The 19211-nt window shown below is 75.0% G+C and carries 18 protein-coding genes; 9 read left to right on the top strand and 9 right to left on the bottom strand.

Translation table 11 applies throughout. The features are described 5' to 3' along the window. The first annotated feature begins 98 nt into the window (after positions 1-98). Together ACFRQN_RS17015 and ACFRQN_RS17010 are read left to right on the top strand one after the other, a co-directional pair. Entirely contained in the window at positions 99-701 is a 603-nt protein-coding gene (locus tag ACFRQN_RS17015) for a hypothetical protein (RefSeq protein WP_380741039.1), read from the top strand. A gap of 236 nt (positions 702-937) precedes the next feature. After that, positions 938-4213: an SdrD B-like domain-containing protein gene (locus tag ACFRQN_RS17010; protein WP_380741038.1), complete on the top strand. Its 3276-nt coding sequence runs from the start codon at positions 938-940 to the stop codon at positions 4211-4213. A gap of 92 nt (positions 4214-4305) precedes the next feature. On the opposite strand, the gene ACFRQN_RS17005 is transcribed toward ACFRQN_RS17010, so the two are convergent. Beyond that, on the bottom strand, positions 4306-4782 hold the full coding sequence (locus ACFRQN_RS17005; RefSeq protein ID WP_380741042.1) for a hypothetical protein: 477 nt from the start codon (positions 4780-4782) through the stop codon (positions 4306-4308). A 242-nt stretch (positions 4783-5024) separates the two neighbouring features. Then, the gene (locus ACFRQN_RS17000) at positions 5025-5402 is read right to left on the bottom strand and encodes a hypothetical protein (RefSeq protein ID WP_380741043.1); all 378 of its coding nucleotides are present in this window, start codon (positions 5400-5402) and stop codon (positions 5025-5027) included. On the opposite strand from ACFRQN_RS17000, the gene ACFRQN_RS16995 reads away from it, so the two are divergent. The 4 genes from ACFRQN_RS16995 (at position 5382) to ACFRQN_RS16980 (ending at position 9104) form a co-directional block, all read left to right on the top strand. Beyond that, the gene (locus ACFRQN_RS16995; RefSeq protein ID WP_380741041.1) at positions 5382-5909 is read left to right on the top strand and encodes a UDP-N-acetylglucosamine 2-epimerase; all 528 of its coding nucleotides are present in this window, start codon (positions 5382-5384) and stop codon (positions 5907-5909) included. The two genes, ACFRQN_RS17000 and ACFRQN_RS16995, sit on opposite strands and share 21 nt — an antisense overlap. 235 nt (positions 5910-6144) lie before the next feature. Continuing rightward, positions 6145-8772 carry a class III lanthionine synthetase LanKC gene (gene lanKC / locus ACFRQN_RS16990; protein ID WP_380741037.1) on the top strand — a complete coding sequence of 876 codons (2628 nt, stop codon included), beginning with the start codon at positions 6145-6147 and terminating at the stop codon, positions 8770-8772. 78 nt (positions 8773-8850) lie between these two features. Then, the gene (locus tag ACFRQN_RS16985; protein WP_255357466.1) at positions 8851-8982 is read left to right on the top strand and encodes a hypothetical protein; all 132 of its coding nucleotides are present in this window, start codon (positions 8851-8853) and stop codon (positions 8980-8982) included. Further along, positions 8982-9104: a hypothetical protein gene (locus ACFRQN_RS16980; protein WP_255357467.1), complete on the top strand. Its 123-nt coding sequence runs from the start codon at positions 8982-8984 to the stop codon at positions 9102-9104. Before ACFRQN_RS16985 ends, ACFRQN_RS16980 begins: the two co-directional genes overlap by 1 nt. A gap of 102 nt (positions 9105-9206) precedes the next feature. On the opposite strand, the gene ACFRQN_RS16975 is transcribed toward ACFRQN_RS16980, so the two are convergent. Next, entirely contained in the window at positions 9207-10274 is a 1068-nt protein-coding gene (locus tag ACFRQN_RS16975) for a LuxR C-terminal-related transcriptional regulator (RefSeq protein WP_380741036.1), read from the bottom strand. A 156-nt stretch (positions 10275-10430) separates the two neighbouring features. Here ACFRQN_RS16975 and ACFRQN_RS16970 point away from each other — a divergent pair, with 156 nt between their 5' ends. Next, positions 10431-11360 carry a LuxR C-terminal-related transcriptional regulator gene (locus ACFRQN_RS16970; RefSeq protein WP_380741035.1) on the top strand — a complete coding sequence of 310 codons (930 nt, stop codon included), beginning with the start codon at positions 10431-10433 and terminating at the stop codon, positions 11358-11360. 111 nt (positions 11361-11471) lie between these two features. After that, a complete protein-coding gene (locus ACFRQN_RS16965) occupies positions 11472-12185 on the top strand; it encodes an alpha/beta fold hydrolase (protein WP_380741034.1) in 714 nt (237 codons plus the stop codon). Positions 12186-12273: 88 nt separating this feature from the next. On the opposite strand, the gene ACFRQN_RS16960 is transcribed toward ACFRQN_RS16965, so the two are convergent. Together ACFRQN_RS16960 and ACFRQN_RS16955 are read right to left on the bottom strand one after the other, a co-directional pair. Continuing rightward, positions 12274-12705, bottom strand: a complete 432-nt coding sequence (locus ACFRQN_RS16960; RefSeq protein ID WP_380741033.1) for a cupin — start codon at positions 12703-12705, stop codon at positions 12274-12276. Next, the gene (locus ACFRQN_RS16955) at positions 12702-14198 is read right to left on the bottom strand and encodes an MFS transporter (protein WP_380741032.1); all 1497 of its coding nucleotides are present in this window, start codon (positions 14196-14198) and stop codon (positions 12702-12704) included. The genes ACFRQN_RS16960 and ACFRQN_RS16955 overlap by 4 nt, the downstream gene beginning before the upstream one ends. Before the next feature lie 57 nt (positions 14199-14255). On the opposite strand from ACFRQN_RS16955, the gene ACFRQN_RS16950 reads away from it, so the two are divergent. After that, positions 14256-14984 carry a TetR/AcrR family transcriptional regulator gene (locus ACFRQN_RS16950; protein WP_380741031.1) on the top strand — a complete coding sequence of 243 codons (729 nt, stop codon included), beginning with the start codon at positions 14256-14258 and terminating at the stop codon, positions 14982-14984. Positions 14985-15034: 50 nt separating this feature from the next. On the opposite strand, the gene ACFRQN_RS16945 is transcribed toward ACFRQN_RS16950, so the two are convergent. The 4 genes from ACFRQN_RS16945 to ACFRQN_RS16930 form a co-directional block, all read right to left on the bottom strand. Next, entirely contained in the window at positions 15035-15808 is a 774-nt protein-coding gene (locus ACFRQN_RS16945; RefSeq protein WP_375875465.1) for an SDR family NAD(P)-dependent oxidoreductase, read from the bottom strand. Positions 15809-15945: 137 nt separating this feature from the next. Continuing rightward, positions 15946-16746: a metal-dependent hydrolase gene (locus tag ACFRQN_RS16940; protein ID WP_049650939.1), complete on the bottom strand. Its 801-nt coding sequence runs from the start codon at positions 16744-16746 to the stop codon at positions 15946-15948. A 140-nt stretch (positions 16747-16886) separates the two neighbouring features. Then, entirely contained in the window at positions 16887-17708 is an 822-nt protein-coding gene (locus ACFRQN_RS16935) for a lipase family protein (protein ID WP_380741030.1), read from the bottom strand. Between the two features lie 206 nt (positions 17709-17914). Further along, positions 17915-19132 (bottom strand): alpha/beta hydrolase family protein, encoded by a 1218-nt coding sequence (locus ACFRQN_RS16930; protein WP_380741029.1) that lies wholly within the window; start codon positions 19130-19132, stop codon positions 17915-17917. Between the last annotated feature and the right edge of the window lie 79 nt (positions 19133-19211).

The raw sequence follows: 19211 nt of genomic DNA, 5'->3' as shown, positions 1-19211 counted from the left end.
GGCCCGGGGGTGCTCCCCCGGGCCCGGCCGCTTGCGCGCGCCGATGATCATCCCGGCGTAGGCTCTCGGCTGATCACAGGGGCACAGGAGAGGGAGACATGGGCCAGAAGATCATCCGGTTCTCGGACCTGACCGGCAAGCACGCGGAGAGCGACGCGGACCTGGTGCGGGTGGTGGTGCTCCGGCACCCCGACCTGACGGACGGTCCGGTCGAGATCGACGCGCTGGCCGGGGAGTTGGGCGGCGTGCGGGAGCTGGCACTCGACCTGGTCACCGTCGAGCTGCACCACCCGGACCGGGCGGAGCCGCAGACGGTGGTGATGGAGGCGGCGACCTTCGACCGGCTGGCCTCGGCCGCGCCGATGGCCGAGGTGCTGCGCGGCGCCCGCCCGGCCGCCCGGACGGCCGCGCGCGAGACGGCGCCCACCCCCGTGCGGGAGGCCGCGCCCACCACCGTGCGCGGGGCGGCGCCCGCCGCCGGCCGGGAGCGGGTCGACCACGCCGGCCTGGAGCACGCCGGACGGCCGCACCAGGGCCGTACCACCGAGGCGGAGAAGCAGGTCGTCCGGGAGCACCTGGAGGAGATCAACGAGCGGCTCGCCGCCGAGGGCGTGCGCACGATCGACCCGGCGAACGTCGAGCACGTCACCCAGTACCGGCTGGACACCCTGGCCCGGGAGACCGGTGTGATGTTCGGCTGAGCCACCCGGGTCGCGCCGCCCGGCGCTCCGGTTGCGCCGCCCGCAGGGGGGAGCTCGGCGGGGGCGGCCCGGCCCGTCGGCCGCAAAGCCCCCACGGAACGCCGTACCGCCCCGGAACGCCGTACCGCCCCGGGCCGCGCTGCCGCCGGGCGGGTGACCGCCGAGCAGGTGAACCGCCGCGACCGGCCCTCGTGTCGCCGACCGGTGCGCCGGGGCGATCGGCTGGACTGCCCGCTATGCGACTTCCATTCCGGACCGGGCGGATCGCCTCGGTCCTGGCGCTGGTGGCCGGCTCGCTGCTGAGCAGCAGCGTGCTGGCCCCACCGGCCCAGGCCGCGATCTCCTTCACCAAGAGCGTCGACAAGGCGACCGTCTCCCCGGGGGAGAACGTCACCTACACGCTGCGCTACACCTGCTCCATCACCGAGTGCACGGGCGGGAACATCCTCGACACCCTGCCGTCGAACATGCAGTTCCTCGGCTGGACGCCGGACCCGTCCTCGGTCGACGTGGCCGCCTCCACCGTGCCCGCCGCGGGCGCGACGGGCGGCACGATGGACATCAGGCTGAAGGACCTCAGTCCGGGCACCACCGCCACCATCACGGTGACGATGAAGTACCCGAACTTCACCACCCCGAACGGCGCCACCTCGACCAACTCGGCCACCATGTCGGCCACCGGCGAGACCTCGCAGACCGCCACCGCGAACACCACGGCCCAGGTGCAGCCGCAGTACACGGTGACCAAGGGCATCCAGACCTCCAGCAGCGACAACCGCACCGTCACCTACCAGTTCACCCCCTGCGCCACCGACAACGTGCCCAACGTCGACCTGGACAGCAGCCGGCTGCTGGACACCCTGCCGCCCGGCGCGGTGGTGGACACCGGCCGCTCGCCGGGCTGGACGCAGGTGCCGCCCGGCCCGAACACCTGGGGCTACGACATCGGCCCGTTCGTCTCCGGCAACGGGCGCGGCGGCTGCCGCAACCCGGGCGTCCTGGTGGTCAACTACCCGGCGGCCTCCTTCCCGGACGGGACCACCTCCGAGAACACCGTCGACCTGCTCGGCGCGCCGCTCACCGAGGCCGAACGGCAGCTGGACACCTCGTCCGTCACCACCAACACCTTCCAGCCCCCGGTGACCGGCGTGGTGGTGACCGCCAGCAAGGTCTGGCGCGACACCACCACCAACGGCGACCTCAACTCCTTCAGCCTGTCCGCCACCAACACCGCGGGCCCGGCCACCAGCCTCACCATCACCGACCCCGGGGCCGGCAGCACCGACGGCGTCTACAACTGGATCTTCCCGCAGTCCCTCCAGCTGGAGCCGTGGAACCCCACCAGCATCCAACTGACCCTGCAGTACCGCCTCAACGGCGACCCCACCTGGCACACCTTCACCCCGGGCACGCCGTTCAACGGCTCCACCGCACGGCGGCTCACCTTCGCCCAGGGCGCGGGCGACCCGGCCAACGACGTGCTCGGCATCCCCGCCGGGCAGTGGCTGGACGGCCTCAAGCTCACCTGGAACGGCCCGATCCCCACCGGCTGGAGCCCCGGCAACGCGGTGCAGCTGGTCACCCAGGTCGCCACCCCCGGCCACGACGGGCGCCCCGCCCCCGAGCCGCTGACCAACTGCGTGGACACCAGCGCCACCGACGGCACCACCACCGCCAACGCCAACGCCTGCGCCCGGACCACCATCACCCAGGCCACCAACCTCGGCGCCGCCAAGACCACCGTGGCCGGCGAGCTGTCCGCCCCCGGCGGCAAGGCCACCTTCCAGGTCATCCCGTACAACCGCAGCGCCCACGACCTGGACCGCCCGCTCGTCCTGTACGACCTGCTGCCCGCCGGCGTCGTCTACATCGACGGCTCGGCCCGGCCCGACCCCGACTACCCCGACGCCAAGGCCCCCTCGTCGATCACCGTGACCCCGGGCCCGGACGGGCGCCAGCTCGTCAAGATGGAATGGCCGGCCGGCGCCCCCGACTCGACGTACCTGCACGACGCCATGGCCTACCGGATGCTCTTCGACGTCCAGGTCGCCGACAGCATCCGCTCCGGCACGCTGACCAACGACGTCTACGTCACCGTCGACCAGCCCACCCACCCGGTCGCCTGCATGTACTCCGGCTCCGACAGCGGCAGCACCCCCGACGTGCTCGACCTCAACGGCAACGGCGACACCACCGAGCTGATGTGCCACGCCTCCTCGCAGATCCAGGTCGACGTGCCGGCGGTGCTGCGCTCCTACAAGGAGGTCAAGGGGGACCTCGACGCCGACTACATGACCATCGGCACCGCCACCCCCGGCGGCCAGACGTCCTGGCGGATGACCGTCCGCAACGACTCCCCGGACCCGGTCACCGACTTCATCGCCTACGACAAGCTCCCCACCCCCGGCGACAACTACGTGCTCACCCAGGACGCCCCGCGCGGCAGCGCCTGGACCCCGTCGCTCAGCCAGCCGATCACCAGCAACGACCCGACCGTGGTGATCGAGTACGCCACCGACCCCAACCCCTGCGTGAACCCGCTGCTGGTCGACCGCACCGGCTGCAACAGCGCCGCGGTCTGGAGCACCACCTTCCCCGGGCCGGGAACGGCCACCTGGTTCCGCCTCAGCCGCCCCGGCGCCCTGGCCTCCGGCGAGTCCTTCACCCTGACCTGGCCGATGGTCGCCTCCTACGACGCGCCGGAGGGCGAGTACGCCTGGAACAGCTTCGCGTACACCGCCACCGACGCCTCCGGCCGCCAGCTGCTGCCGGCCGAGCCCGCCAAGGTCGGCGTCGCGGTCAAGCGCGTCGCCCCCTCCAACAACGCGCTGGGCGACTTCGTCTGGCACGACCGGGACGGCTCCGGGATCCAGAAGCCCGGTGACGAGGGCATCCCCGGGGTCACCGTGCGCCTGCTGGACGGCAACGGGCAGCCCGTACGGGACAAGGACGGCAAGCCGGTCACCACGGTGACCGACGCCACCGGGCACTACCTGTTCGACAACCTGCCGGACGGCAGCTACGCGGTGCAGTTCGACCTGACCACCCTGCCCAAGGGCGCCACCGTCACCAAGCAGCACGCCGGCACCGACCCGAGCAAGGACTCGGACGGCGACCCGACCACCGGCATCACCCAGACCGTCACCCTCAGCGGCGGGCAGCGCGACCTCGACCTCGACCTGGGCGTGATCCTCCAGACCAGCTCCCCGTCGCCCTCGCCCTCGCCGAGCCCGTCGCCGTCCCCCTCCCCGTCGCCGAGCCCGAGCCCGTCGCCGTCCCCGTCCCCGTCCAACTCCCCGTCACCGTCACCGTCACCGACGTCCTCGCCGAGCGCGACGGCCACCGCGACCCCCACCCACCCCCACACCCCGAGCGCGTCGGAGAGCGGCGAGCTGCCGCACACCGGCGGCTCCTCCTCCGACACCCTGGTCGCGGCGCTCGGAGCCATCGCCCTCCTCGGCGGCGGCGTCCTCTGCTTCGTCGCCTACCGCCGACCGGGCCGCCACAGCTGACGCCCGCTCGGACCCCCGCCTGACACCAGCAGGACACCAGTGGCGCCGCCCCACCGAGGGCGGCGCCACTGGCGCGTTCGGGGCCGGTACTCCTAGTCCAACTGGGACAGCACGTCGGTGATCAGCCTGGTGGCGAAGTCCTGGCCGTTGCCCGAGATCCGGTTGATGTACTCCGCGAGCAGGACCACCATGGCCTCCAACGGGTTCATCTCCTCCTTCGTCCACGGTCCGTACTGGGCGCGCCAGAGGTTGGGGCTCAGGCCCGTACCGGCGGCGATGAGCAGGCCGGCCATGATGGGGATGACCTCGGGGCTGAAGGTCCTCGGCATCATCCGCATGGTGGCCACCAGGCTGGGGACCGCGTGCTCGATCACGTCCTCCTCCTGCTTCTCGAAGGCCGTGCGCAGCCAGTTCATGTACATGTAGACGAGCGTGCAGGCGCCTTCCACCAGCGCCTCGGCCTCGCCGGGGCCGAAGGACGCGGTGAGCTGGTCGACCAGCCGCTGGTGCTCGGGGTCCGTCCCGGACTTGCCGTCGTAGATGGACTTGAGCCGGGAGTCGATCACCATGAGCGCCGCGCTCACATCGCCGACGGGAGCGTACTTGGGGTCGCAGGACGACACGGGACTCCTCCTAGAGCGGCCACGGCCGGTACGGCCGGTCGGTTCGTAGGGTAGGCGAGCGGTCGGACCGGGTCCGACGGCTCCGGCCGCGGGCACCCCGCGGTGCCGGGTACGGAGGGCCGGGCCGGACCGGCCGGGGCGGTCCGGTGGTGGTGGGACGGGCCTTCCCGTCACCCGGCGGCGGCGCCTCACACGTCAGGGCGAGGTGCCGGAAGCCGGGTTGACCGCGGCGGGCGGCGGGCGGCCGACGCGGCGGACCGGGCGTTGCGGCGGCGGACGTAGACGGTGGCCAGGACGCCGGCGAGCACCGCCCCGCCGCTCATCCCCGCGACGGACGGGTTGATCATCGGCACGGCGGCGGCGGGCTCGGCGCCGCCGCACCGGGCGTGCCCGATGACCAGGTTGGCGCCGTTCAGCGACGGCAGCAGGGTGAGGTGGACGGCGTTGACGGTGAGGCCGACCAGGGTCCGGGTGCCGCCGGACGGGTACGTCGACTCCGGCGACGGCGCGACGGAGCGGCCCGCCTCCTCGGCCCGCGGGCCCGCATCGTCTGGAGCGGCCAGCACTGGGACCCGGCCCTCACCACCACGTTCTTCGCCCAGTACGGCCTCCCCCGCCCGCACCACCTGCTGAAGGGCGTCGGCGGCGAACCGCGCGGACGCCGAATAGGCCGGATGGTCAGCGCGTTGAGCGACCACCTCGCGGCCCGCCCACCGGCCGCCGTCCTCGTCCAGGGCGACACCAACACCGCCGCCGCCGGCGCCCTCGCGGCGCACTGCGCGGGCATACCCGTCGTCCACGTCGAGGCCGGCCTGCGCTCCTTCGACCCCGGCATGCCCGAGGAGGCCAACCGCCGCCTGATCGCCCCGCTCGCCGACGAGGCCGTCGGCGAACGGCTGGCGCAGCTCCCCTCGCCCTACGGCGACGGGCGGGCGAGCGCCGAGATCGTCGCCGCCGTCCGCAGCCGCTACCTCGCCCCCGAGCCGCGCACCGAACAGCACACCGAACAGCGCCCGGAGCCCGACCGCACACCGGTCGCGGCCGCCGCCACCGGCGTCGGCGGACACCGCTGAGCGAGGGCGGACAGCCGCCGCCTCCAGGACCCGCCCGCAAACTGCCAGGCACGAAGGTGGCGGGTCGGACCCGTCGACCCCGCCCACCCCGGCTGGCAGGGTCGGAAGCAGCCCGCAACCGGCGGGATCGACCGCACCCGGGGGGCTCCCATGACGACGACATCCGACGGCCGGCCGGCCACCGGAGCGGGCGCGTCCGGGTGCCGGCCGCGGACCGCGGGCTGAGGCGGGCACCATGGACGACCGCTACGAGCGCCACTGCTTCGCCGACCCGCTGTTCTACGACGACCCCGCCCGCGCCGAGCACGCCGACGACCGGTTCGCCGCCGCCACCGCCCCGCTGCCGCCGGGCTGGGAGCGCCACGAGCACGGCCCCTGGATCAGCCTGCGGCCGCCGCACGCCCGACTCCCCGAGCAGGGCTGGAAGGTGCACGTCTCGGCCACCCCGGACGAGGCGGAGCAGGTCGTCGAGCAGGTCCTGGCGTACTGCCTGGAGCACGGGCTGACCTGGAAGTTCCTGCGCGGCCGGGCCACCGTGCTCGCCCTGAACAGCAAGTACGCCGACCGCCGCGCCAGCGGCAAGCTGATCACGCTCTACCCGGAGGACGACACCCGGCTGGCCCGGGTGCTGGACGACCTGTCCACCCTGCTGAAGGGCGTCCCCGGCCCCTACGTCCTGAGCGACCTGCGCTACCGGGAGGGCCCGCTCTACCTGCGCTACGGCTCCTTCGTCGAACGCCACTGCACCGACGAGCGGGGCCGGCGCGTCCCGGCGATGCTCGGCCCGGACGGCGCACTGGTGCCCGACACCCGGGGCACCGTCTTCACCGTGCCGGACTGGGCACCGGTGCCGGACCTCGTCTCCGCCCAGCTCGCCGCCGACGCCGCGCGTGAGGCCGAGGCCCCGGCCGACTTCCCGTTCGAGGTCGTCAAGGCGCTGCACTTCTCCAACGGCGGCGGGATCTACCAGGCCACCGACCGGCGCGACGGCCGACAGGTGGTGCTGCGCGAGGCCCGCCCGCACGCCGGGCTCGACTACGCCGGCCGGGACGCGGTGCAGCGGCTGCTGAGCGAGCGCCGGGTGCTGGAGGCGCTGGCCGGGGTGGACTTCGTGCCCGCCCTGTACGAGTACCGGCAGGTCTGGGAGCACCACTACCTGGTCGAGGAGTACATCGAGGGCGAGCGGCTGGAGGACGTCTTCACCCGCACCTGCCCGCTCACCCACCCCGACCCGGACGAGGCCGAGCTGGCCGCGTACACCGACTGGGCGCTCGACGTGCTCGACCAGGTCGGCGGCATGCTGGCGGCGCTGCACGAGCGCGGGCTGGTCTTCGGCGACCTGCACCCCAACAACGTGATGGTCCGACCGGACGGGCGCTGCGCGCTGGTCGACTTCGAGATCGCCTTCCCCGCCGACGACCCCGCCGCTCCCCCGCTGGGCGCGCCCGGCTTCGTCTCGCCGAAGGCCCGGTGCGGAACCGCCGTCGACGAGTACGCGCTGGCCGCGCTGCGGCTCTACCTCTTCCTCCCGCTGAACATCCAGCTCGGGCTGGACTCGGGCAAGGCCGAGCTGGCCGGCCGGGAGATCTCCCGCCGCTACCCCGTGCCCGCCGGGTTCGGGGCCGGGGTCGCCGAGGCACTGCACCGGGCGGCCGGCGGGAAGCTGCCGGCGGGCGCCACCGAACGCGCTCCGGGTGCCGCCGACGGCGCCGCGGGGCCGGCTCGTCCGGCCTGGCCCCAGGAGCCCTCGGCGGACACCGAGACCTGGCGCCCGGTGCTGGACTCGCTGGCCGCGGGCATCCTGGCGATGGCCACCCCGGACCGGACGGACCGCCTCTTCCCCGGCGACGTCGAACAGTTCGGCCCGGGCCACGGCGGCCTGGGACTGTCCTACGGCGCGGCCGGCGTCCTGTACGCGCTCCGGGCCTGCGGCCGCCCCGCCCCGCCCGAGCACACCGACTGGCTGGTGGCCCGCGCGGACGCCGCGGCCGACCTGCCGCCCGGCCTCTACGACGGGCTGACCGGCATCGCCTGGACGCTGGCCCGGCTCGGGGCGACCCGGGAGGCCGACGCGCTGGTCGAGCGGCTGCTCGCCACCGAGGCCCCGGCCGATCCGGGGCTCGGCTCCGGACGGGCCGGCATCGCGCTCGGCCTGCTCGACCTGGCCGACATGCTCGGCCGCGAGCGGCTCGCCGACCGGGCCCTGGCCCTCGGCCACGAGCTGGCCCGGGACGAGCCCGCGCCCCGGCTGCGCGGCCTGCTGGACGGCTGGAGCGGGCAGGCCGCACTGTTCCTGCGGCTGTACGGGCACACCGGCGAGCGGCGCTGGCTGACGGCGGCCGAGGCGGCGCTCGGCCGCGAACTGGACGAGGCGGACGTCACCGACGGGATGCTCTTCCTGGTCGAGGACCGCCACCGCCGCAAGCTCCCGTACCTGGCCGCGGGCGGCGTCGGCACCGCCCGGCTGATCTCCGAACTGGCTCGGCACAGCGGGGCGGACCGACCCGACGGCGCGGGCCGGCTGCCCGGCCGGTTCGCCCAGGCGACCGCCGCCGCCGACCGCGCCTGCCTCCCCGACCTGATCGCGGCGGCCGGCCTGTTCGAGGGCCGGGCCGGCCTGGTACTGCACCTGCTGCGCGGCGGACGCGGGGCCGAGGCCGACCGCCACCTGCGGCTGCTGGAGTGGCACGTGATGAACCATCGCGGCCACCTCGCCTTCCCGGGCCGGCGCTCGATGCGCCTGTCGGCGGACCTGGCCACCGGCGCCGCCGGAGTCCTGGTCGCGCTGCACGAGGCCGTCCTCGGCCCGGTGCCGCTGCCCGGCATCACCGACTTCCCCGGTCCTGAGGCTTCGAGGCCCTGAGGCTTCGAGGCCCCTGGGACCCGGGGGACCACCACGGCCACCATCCGGTGGCCGGCACCACCACGGAAAGGAACGACCATGACCCAGATCCTGGCCCTCCAGGGCCTCCAGAGCGAGATCGGCACCGGTGCCGTCGAGCCCAACAGCCACTGGAGCAGCTTCGCCCACTACCGCGCCGAGGCGCCCGTCGCCGAGGAGGCCGGTCTCTGATGTCGACGATCCTCTCCCTCCAGGCGCTCGAGGCCGCCCAGGACGACGCGGCCGTCCCGTTCAGCCACTGGAGCACCGACCTGCACCTGCCGTTCGGCGCCCCGGTCGAGGCTGCGGAGTAATCCTCCGACCGACGACGCGCAGGCCCGCCGGGACCACCCGGCGGGCCTCCGTCCGTCGTTCCCGGGCCCTTGCCCGCCGTGCCCGCCGGGTTGGGGTCGGCCTCAGCAGGGCCCGGTGGCGTCCGCCGGAACGGTGAGCCCGGCCCGCTCGGCCAACGCCCCGGCCTGGAACCGGCTCTGCGCACCCAGACGCGCCAGCAGCTCGGCGATGTGGCGCCGGCAGGTGCGGGTCGACATGCCCAGCCGCCGGGCGATCGTGTCGTCCTTCTCCCCGGCGGCGAGCAGCACCGCGATCACGTCCTCGACCTCGCGGGACACCGTACGGGCGGCCCTCGGCGCGGTGTCGTACGGGACCGCCTGGCTCCACTCGTGCTCGAAGAGCCCGACGAAGTACGCGACCAGGGACGGCTCCCGGACCAGCAGCGCCGCTCCGGTGGCGAGCCGGGCCGGCACAAAGGCCGTGGTCCGGTCCACCACGACCAGCCGGGCCGGTACCTCGGCGCGGGTCCGGACCTCCGCCCCCGCGGCGATGACCAGCTCCGCGTAGGAACGGGTGGGCGGGTCGAACCGGGCCGGGTGCTGGTACAGGCTCCGCAGCCGGACGCCCCGCCCCAGCGCGGCCAGGTCCCGGGGCAGCGCCTCCGTCAGGTCCACCTGTGGGTGCCCGCCGCCCGGCTGGACGGTCAGCACCTCCTCCTTGGCGGCGCCCACCACGGAGCCGAGCGCCGAACCGGCCGCGTGGGCGTCCTCCAGCAGGCGGACCGAGCCGTCCACGCCGCCGCCCTGCGCCCGGTACACCGGCTCCAGCGAGGCCACCTCGGCGCGCAGCCCCGCCAGCGCGGCCTGACGGCGGCCCAGCTCGGCCTCCGCGATGCGCAGCCGCGCCTCCTCCCGTCCGGTCAGCCGGGCGGCGGCCGCCTCCGGGCCGACCGCCGCGAAGCAGCCCGGCCCGGCTCCCGGCCGCCGCACCAGCAGGCACAGCGCCGCCAGCCGGTCGACGGCCGCCCGGCAGCGCGCCTCGCCGAGCCCGAGGTCGGCGGAGATCCGCGCCAGGTCGGCGGGCTCGACCCGCCGGTGCCGCACCGCCCACTCGTAGACCAGCCGCGTCTCGCGATCGAGCAGGGCCTCCCGCCCCGACGACCGGACCGCGTCCGTTTTCACCGGATTCATCCACCCCTCCTCAGTCGGCCAACAACTTCCTGGCCCCCTCGCCCCCTGGCGGCCGCCGCGAACGTTGACGACGATCGAACAACCGCTTCCGGGGCCGACCGACCGCCGGACGCGACCGTCGACCGTCGGCCGCCACCAGCTGTCAAGAGGGCTGTCATGAGAGAACGTGGAACCGTCCACATCGCGTTCACCCCACACGCACCAGGAGCCCCACTGGGCTCCGTCCCGGCCCCCACCACCCCCGCCGCCGGGCCGGGCGACGGCACCGTCGCCTTCTACGCCTGGGTCGTCCGCCAGGACCGGCCCGCACCGGTCCGGCCCGCGGCAGGGCAGTCGTGGCGGGCCGAGCAGTCGTGGACGGCCGCGCAGGCGGTCCACGGACGGCCGGAGACCGGCGCACCCGCCGTACGGCCGGAGGAGGTGCCGCCGGGCCACGGCGCCGTGCACGCGATCGTCGGCGACCGGCTGCTGCGGGCCCGCCGGGAGGTCGTCCTCTGCTGCCCCGGCGGCGACCCGACGGCGGCGGCGCTGGCCGACCTGGTCGTGGCCGAACTGCCGCGCACCGACCCCGCGCTGCGGGTCCGGATCGTCCACCAGCACCCCGCGCGCTTCCACCTGCCCACCCAGCGCCAGGCCCGGGCCGCGGAACGGGCCGGCGCCGAGGTGCGGACCACCGGGGAGAGCTGCGGCCCGCTGCTGGTCGTCGACCGGGAGAGCGCCTTCCTGCCGGAGCGGGGACGGACCGACGGGCTCGTCCTGGTGGACCAGCCGTCGGTGGTGGCCCACCTGGCCGACTCCTTCGAGACGCTCTGGCACCAGGGCGAGGCCTTCCGCAGCGGCCCGGCCGCCGCCCGCGCCGTCTCGGACGAGCTCCGGACGACGATCCTGCGGCTGCTCGCCGACGGCCTGAAGGACGAGGTCATCGCCCGCCGGCTCGGGCTCTCGCTGCGCAACTGCCGACGGCACATCGCCGGCCTCTACAGCTCCCTGGGCGCGGACAGCCGCTTCCAGGCGGGTGTGCTGGCGGAGCGTCACGGCCTCACCGGGACGGCGGCGGCCGCCGCCGTCGCCACCGGAGGCCGCTGACGGCCGGCCCGGGTGCGCCGGCGACACGCCCGGCGTCACACCGCCGTCACGTTCACCCCGGATACTCGGACGGGCCCACCGCCCGCGCCCCGTACGACGGAGGACCCGCCTGTGACCGCCGCCCCCGACCGCCCCACGTTCCTGCTGGTCCACGGCGCCTGGCACGGCGCCTGGTGCTGGGACCCCCTGCGCGCCGCCCTCGCCGCCGACGGCTGGCGCTCCCACGCCGTGGACCTGCCGAGCTCCGCCGCCCACCCCGAGGGCACCCGGTCGGCGGGCCTGCTGGAGGACGCCGCCGTGATCCGCGACCACCTGCGGCGGATCGACGGCCCGGTGGTGACGGTCGCCCACTCCTACGGCGGCGCCCCCGCCACCGAGGCCGTCGCGGGCGCCGCCAACGTGGTGCGGGCGGTGTACGTCTCCGCCTTCCAACTGGACGTGGGCGAGAGCGCGTTCTCCTTCCTGGGGATTCCCTCACCGGAGGACGACACGGGCCACACCCCGCCGGACGTCGCCCACGCCCGCCAGGAGTACTACGCCGACGTGCCCGCCGACGTCGCCGACCGCGCGGTGGCCCGACTGAGCCCGCAGAGCGTCCGGTCCTTCACCGAGCCGGTGACCACGGCGGGCTGGCGCACGGTGCCCTCCAGCTACGTCGTCTGCGACCAGGACCAGGCCCTCGACCTGTCCCAGCAGCACCGGCTCGCCGCCCGCGCCGACACCGTCCACCGGCTGCCGAGCAGCCACTCCCCGTTCCTGTCCATGCCCGGGGAGCTCGCCGCCCTGCTGGCGCGGATCGCCGGCTCCGCCGCACCCTCGGCCTGACGTCAATCCCCTTGTCGGCAACGGGTGTTGGCGGACACGCCAGGGTGGTCCGGCTCGTGCCGGACCACCCTGCCACGGCCCTCGCCGGTCAGCCCGCCTCGGTGCGCGGCTCCAGCCGGGTACCCGTCCGGAGGGTGATCGACATCAGGTCGCTCGGGGCGTCGAGTTCCAACCGGTGCCAGCGGCCCCGGGGCACGATCGCGGCGGTGCCCGCCGTCAGCCGTACCACCGACTCGGCCTCGCCGGGCTCACCGGCCTCGCCGGGCTCGCCGGGCTCGACCGGGCGGAGGAAGAGCCGGACGCCGCCGGCCAGGCAGCAGACCGCCTCCTCGGCCTCGGGGTGCATCTCCCAGTGGTCGGCGTGGACCTCGGCGTCGCTCTCCACGTGGAAGGTCGCGATCTGCCAGGCCCCGGCGTCGCCGCCGGTCATCCGCCGCCCGGTGGCCCGGACGTCGCCGTCGGGGTGGATGTGCAGGGCCGAGGAGAACAGGTCCACGGCCTCGATCGGCGTGGTCGTCATGAGCGGGTTCCTTCCAGTCGGTTCTCCACGCGGTTCCGCGCGGAGCTTTCTGCCGGGCCCTCCACTACGGGGGTGAGCGGGTCGGGGAGGCCCGGCGCCTCCGGCCGCCGCCGGGGCAGCACGGCGACCGCCACCAGCGCGGCGAGGACGAAGAGCCCGGCGGTGACGGCCAGTCCGGTGGCGTAGCCGTCGTTGAGGGCGGCCGGGTCGGTGGCGCCGCCGGTGCGGTGCGCGGCGACGGTGGCCAGGGCGGCCAGGCCGACGCAGCCGCCGAGCTGGCGCGAGCTGTTGAGCAGGCCGGAGGCCATCCCGGCCTCGCGGGCGGCCACACCGGTGGTCCCGGCGGCGGCGACCGGGGCCAGGACCAGTCCGGTGCCGACGCTGGTGACCAGCGACGGGCCGAGGACGTCGGTGAGGAAGCCGCCGTCCGGGCTGATCAGCGCGAACCAGGCCAGGCCCGCGGCGGCCAGCACGGCCCCGGGCACCAGGGCGGCCCGCGGAGTGCGGCGCGCGACGACGCGCGTAGCGAACACGGTGCCCGCGACCAGTCCGGCCGAGAAGGGCAGGAAGGCGAGGCCGGTGGCGGCGGCGCCCAGGCCCAGGACCTGCTGAAGGTAGAGCGAGACGAAGTAGAAGGCGGTGAACTGCCCGGCGGCGGCCAGGAACACCAGCACGTTGGCACCGGCCACCCAGCGGTTGCGCAGCAGGCCGAGGCGGAGCAGCGGCGCGGCGGTCCTGGCCTCGGTGACAGCGAAGGCGGCCAGCAGGGCGCCGGCGGCGGCGAGCGTCCCCAGGGTGGCCGGGGAGCCCCACCCCCGGACGTCGGTGCGGACCACACCGAACACCAGCAGCCCGATCCCGGCGGTCGCGAGGACGGCGCCGAGCACGTCCGGCCGCTCCCGCCGTACGGGCTTCACGGGCTCTCCGGGCCGCGCCTCGGCGGGCAGCAGGGCGAGCGCCGTCGCCACGACGGGCAGGTTGACCAGCATGACCCAGCGCCAGCTCGCGTACTCGGTCAGCAGCCCGCCCGCCAGCACCCCCAGGGCTCCGCCGGCGGCGTTCGTCGCGCTCCACACGCCGAGCGCGCGCACCCGCCCGGGCCCTTCGGTGAACGTGGTGGTGAGCATCGCGAGCGCGGCCGGGGCGGCCGCCGCGGCGCCCACGCCCTGCCCGGCGCGGGCGGCGACCAGCTGCCAGGGCTCCTGGGCCAGCCCGCCGCCGAGCGAGCAGAGGCCGAAGACGGCCAGGCCGAGCAGGAGCAGCCGGCGCCGTCCGTACAGGTCGCTCGCGCGGCCGCCGAGCAGCAGGAGCCCGCCGAAGGTGAGCGCGTAGACGTGCACGACCCAGGAGAGGTCGAGCGGGGCGAATCCCAGGTCGGTCCGGATCGCGGGCAGGGCGACGTTGACCACCGACATGTCCAGGGCGAAGACGAACTGGGCGACGGCCACCGCCGCCAGCACCCGGCCGGGGCGCCCCCGTGAGTTTTTGTACATGTATAGAAAGTAACCCCGGGCGATCCCCACTGTCGAGTCCCGGGTGATGATGGGGGCATGCAGCAGCCCTCCACTCCGCCGCCCGCCACCCCCCAGCCGGCCGCAACTCGGCCCGCCGCGGCGCAGCCCGCCACGCGGCGCAAGGCCACCGGTCGGCCTCCCCGGATCTCCCGGGAGGAGGTCGTCACGGCGGCCCGCCGGATCGTGGACGAGGAGGGCGTCGAGCGGCTGACCATGCGCCGCCTGGCCGCCGAGGTCGGCAGCACACCGATGGCGCTCTACCACCACGTCCGCGACAAGGAGGAGCTGCTCGTCCTGCTGCTGGACGACTACGCCGCGCGGACACTGCGACCGACCGCGCTCCCGGCCGAGCCGCGCGCACGGGTCGTCGCCGCGGCGGCCGCCATCCACGAGGCGCTCGCCGCCTGCCCGTGGATCGTGGAAGTGCTGACCGGGGACAGCCTGATGTCCGCCCACTCGCTCTGGTTCGTCGAGCAGATCGTCGACGGCCTGGTGGCCTGCGGCCTGTCCCCGGAACGGGCCGTCCAGGGCTACCGCGCCATCTGGTACTACACGGCCGGCGAGATCATGGTCCGCACGTCGACGGCCCGCCGACAGCCCGCCGACGACCGCCCGACCCACCGTCAGCAGGTCTTCGCCGACCTCGACCCGGAGCAACTCCCCCGCCTGGCCGGGCTCGCGGACCGCTGGGCGCCGCTCACCGCCCAGGACACCTACCGGGACGGCCTCGACGCCCTGGTGGACGGCCTGCTCGCGGCCCGCTGAGCGGCCGCGCCGGCGTCCGCACCCCGGTTACCCCCCGACCAGCGCCCCGGCTACTTCCCGACCACCAGGCGGCCGATCGTCCGACCGAGGAGGCGGGGCGCCAGGCGCCGGGCGGTCCACATCGCGCGGGTGCCGCGCCCGGGGAAGGCCCACAGCCGACCGCGCGCCAGGGCGCGGTCCATCGAGTCCAGGACCGCTTCGGTGCTCAACCCGCGGACCCGGCCCATCAGTTCGGGGGAGTCGTCGCGCATCCGGTCCAGCATCGGGGTCTCCACCGCGGGCGGGCAGACGCACACGACCTGGATCCGGTCCTTCCGGTGCTCGGCCGCGACGGTCTCGGCCAGGAAGTGGACCGCCGCCTTCGCCGCCCCGTACGCCCCGCCCATCGGCACCGGCACCCAGCCCGCGATCGAACCGAGGATGACCACCTGGCCCCCGCCCCGGGCGGCCATGGCGGGGACGACGGCGTGCACCAGGCGGAGCGTGCCGCCGTACACGGTGTCCATCACCCGCAGGGTGTCGGCCGCGTCCCGGTCGAGCAGCCGGCCCATCACGCCGACGCCCGCGCAGTGCACCAGCCGCCGGGGCGGGCCCAGTTCGCGGCCGACGTCCCGGACCACGGCGGCGACCGCCGTACGGTCCGTGACGTCGCAGACGAACGGGCGCGCCCCGGGAGCCTCCCGCGCCAGCCCCTCCAGACCGGCCGCGTCGACGTCGACCGCCGCGACCGCCCAGCCCGCCCGGGCCAGCCGCAGCGCCGCCGCCCGGCCGATCCCGCTGGCGGCACCGGTGACGATCGCCACCTCTCCCGGTACGGACGCCATCTGTCACGCTCCCAAGGCCGCGAGGAGTACCGGACACGCTCCCGGCGCCGGAGGCCGGCCTCCCCCATCTCCCGCGCCGACCGGTGCCTACCCGGTCGACGCGCCGCCAACTCCCCTCCCCCGAAGGAACATCGACCTCAACCGTTGCCGAAGAAGCCGAGCGCCCCCGCCCCGCACACCCCGCCGACCCCCATGAACACCGGGGTCAGCACCTTGATCTCCACCCAGCTGCCGGCCCGGAACCGCATGCCCTTCGGCGGCCCGATCGGGTACCAGCGCCGGCGCCCGATCGGGATCGGCCACAGCACCGGGCAGCCCGAGACGGTCAGCGCGTCGCCCAGGCAGTGCACCAGCGCGCCGAGCGCGATCGGCAGGCCGATCCAGAGGTACTGCTGCCCGGGCTCCTCGAACAGCCACTGCGAGCCGTTGCCGGGCTTGTCGAGGACCTCCGCGAGCATCCACGCGCTGGTCGCCCCCAGCAGCCACACCAGGACGTCGCTGGAGACCCGGGCGTGCCGCCACAGCAGTCCCTCGATCGCCAGCACCATGTGCACGAACAGCACCACCAGCACGCCCCAGCGGCCGCCGTACACGGCCACCGCCGCCGCGCCCGCCCCGCACAGCACCGCCCAGAGCCAGGTGTGCGTCAGCGTCCGGTGGCCGCCCGAGCGCCGCGGGTCGCCCTTGCCACGGGTGGCCTTGTACACCGCGTACGAGAGGTTGTCGATCACCTCGCAGAGCGCCCGGGACACCGGCCCGAACGCCCTGGATATCGTCGCCGCCTTGTGGTCCAGGTCCGGCGCCAGGGCCGCGCCCGCACAGATCAGCGCCCCCGCGAGCAGGACCGGCCAGGGCATCGGCTCCCCCATCCCGGCCGCCGCCGCGCCCACCCCCAGCCAAGCGGCCGCACCCGACAGCGAATGCGCCGGTCCCATCATGTCCGTACACCACCGATCCTCATCAGTTCCGTCCTCACCGCGAGGACCTGAGTTCACGGCAGCCTATCCGTCCAAGATCACCGGGCCCGCGCCCGTCCCGTGCGCCCCCGCCCCGGCGCGAGCCCTCCAGCCCGCGCCGGTCAGGCCAGGGCCTTCTCCAGCGCGGCGAGGTAACTGCGCATCAGGTGGTCGCGGATGCCCTCGCCGTCCGGGGAGAACGCCGCGGCGCCCAGGCCCTTGGCCCGGTCGGTCAGCGCGGAGACCAGCGGGACCTTCTCCTGGACGCGGCCCGCGGAGTCGATGTGGCGCAGCGCCTCGACGTGGGTGAAGGCGGGCTCCGGGGGCAGCTCGGGGACGATGTCGTTGCCGTGCACGAAGCGGTAGGTGCGCCCGCGCAGGCCCTTGTCGTACGCGGCGGCGAGCAGCCGGTCGCAGGTCCGGGGCTGGCCGTAGGTGTAGACGCCGTCGGCCGCCAGGCTCGGCTCCTCCAGGTCGAGCCGGGCGGCGGCGAGCATGGCGAGGGCGCCGCCGAGGCTGTGGCCGGTGAACCACACGGTCTGGTCGCCGGTCCGCAGGTCGGAGAGGGCCTTGGCGACGTCCGGGTAGACGGATTCGAGGGCCTCGGCGAAGCCGTAGTGGACGTAGCCCGTCCGGGCGGGGCCCGGCCAGGGCGGGGTGGTGGAGTCGGTGAGCCAGTCGCGGATCTGCGCGGGCTCGGTGCCGCGGAACGCGGTGACGATCATGTTGTCGCCGGCCATGGTGTAGGCCTGGGTGTCCTGCAGCGGGAACGGCGGGGTGAAGCGCGTCTGGTGGTGGCGCACGGTGTCGAAGCCCCAGGCGCGGGCCTGCTCCTCGATCGCGGCCTCGTCCTGGTAGGCGAGTTCGGCGGCCTTGGCCAGCCAGTACGCGTGCGGGAGGCTGTAGCCGGTGGCGTGCTGGTCGAAGTCGGTGGGGACGGCCATGGGGGCGACTCCTGTCGGGTCGACGGAAGGGACGGCGGGCCTGCCCCAGGGCCCGGCCGACGCCCTCCACCGGGCGCGCACCGTAACGCCCTGGCGACCAAGGGTGACGCTACCGCCCGCGCGGTTCGTGGGCGACCGGGCACACCGCCGCCCGCCTTCCCTCCCCGGGCGCCCACCAGCGGTGACGCCCTCCCGTCCGACCCCCGTCAGCTCGCGGGCCGGGCGGCCCCGGCCAGGGTGGTGTCCAGCCAGTCGAAGGCCACCTGGTGGAGGCGGAACATGGCACCCATGTGGCAGTGCTCGCCCGCGCCCTCGGCCTCGGGCAGGGTGACCAGCGTGTGCGGGCAGGTCAGCGCGGCCTGGACCTGCTGGGGCTGGCCGCGGAAGAACTGGTCGTTCTCGGCGTCCAGGACGAGGGTGGGGCAGTCGATGAGCCGGGCGACGCCGTCGAGGGTGTAGTCGGCGGTACGGCGGATGTAGTCCGCCACCGACGCGGCGCCGAACGTCCACACCCCGTTGCGCAGCGCCCAGCGCACCTGGGTGCTCACCTGCATGAACAGGCCCATGACGGGCTCCACGAGGTCGTCCCGGCCAGCCTCGATCCACTCGTGGAGGAACGGCGGCAGGAACCGGTCGTGGGCCTCCCGGTAGTTGTAGAGGCCGTCGTCCAACACCAGGGCGGCCAGGCGGTGTTCGTGGGCGGCGGCGCGGGCGGCCAGGTAGCCGCCGAGGCTGTACCCGAACAGGACCAGCCCGTCGGCGGCGATCTCGGGGCGGGTCAGCGCGTAGTCGACCACCGGGGTCACCACGGCCTCCCAGTCCGGCCGGAAGACCAGCTGCTGCTCGCGCAGCACCGCGCCCTGGCCCGGCCCGTCGTAGGCGAGGACGTTGTAGCCGCGGCGCAGCGCGGCCGCGGCTACGGCGAAGTACGCCTCCTCCAGCGTCGAGTCGAAGCCGCTGGTGAACAGGACGGTGGGGCGCCGGGCGCCGGAGTCGTCGACGAGGAACAGGTAGCCGGGCAGGTGCGTGCCCTCGTAGGGAATGGCCACGGCCTCGACGGGGGTGTCCATCAGGGCCGCCGCCGCGGCGAAGGTCTCCCGGGAGAGGGCGGACAGGCCCTTGGCCTCGGGGTCGTTCGCGGGGTCGTCGCGGCGGTAGAACTCGGCGGTGCGGTAGTAGTTCGACGCGCGCAGCAGGGCTTCGCGGGCGCTGACCCGGTGCCCGGCCGCCAGGGCACGGCTGCCGATGCCGTGGACGCGCTCCGCGGTGGCCTTCCACTCGCGCAGCCAGGCCTCCTCGTCGCCCTCGCCGATATTCCGGGCGGTGGCCACGACCTCGCCCAGGTCGGCGCCGCCGTAGTCGGCGAATCCGGCCGCCCGGAGCGTCTCGAAGGAGAACGACTCGTCCTCGAAGAGGAATCGCATGGTGCACTCCCGGGGTCTTGGCGAGACGGAACCGTTCCGTCTCGTCTATGACGCTAGCCCTCACCCAGTCGAGACGCAA

This window comes from Kitasatospora sp. NPDC056800, assembly GCF_042789775.1.
Lineage (GTDB): Bacteria > Actinomycetota > Actinomycetes > Streptomycetales > Streptomycetaceae > Kitasatospora.
The sequence above is the reverse complement of the archived record's forward strand: the minus strand, read 5'-3'. Positions and strand labels throughout refer to the sequence as shown.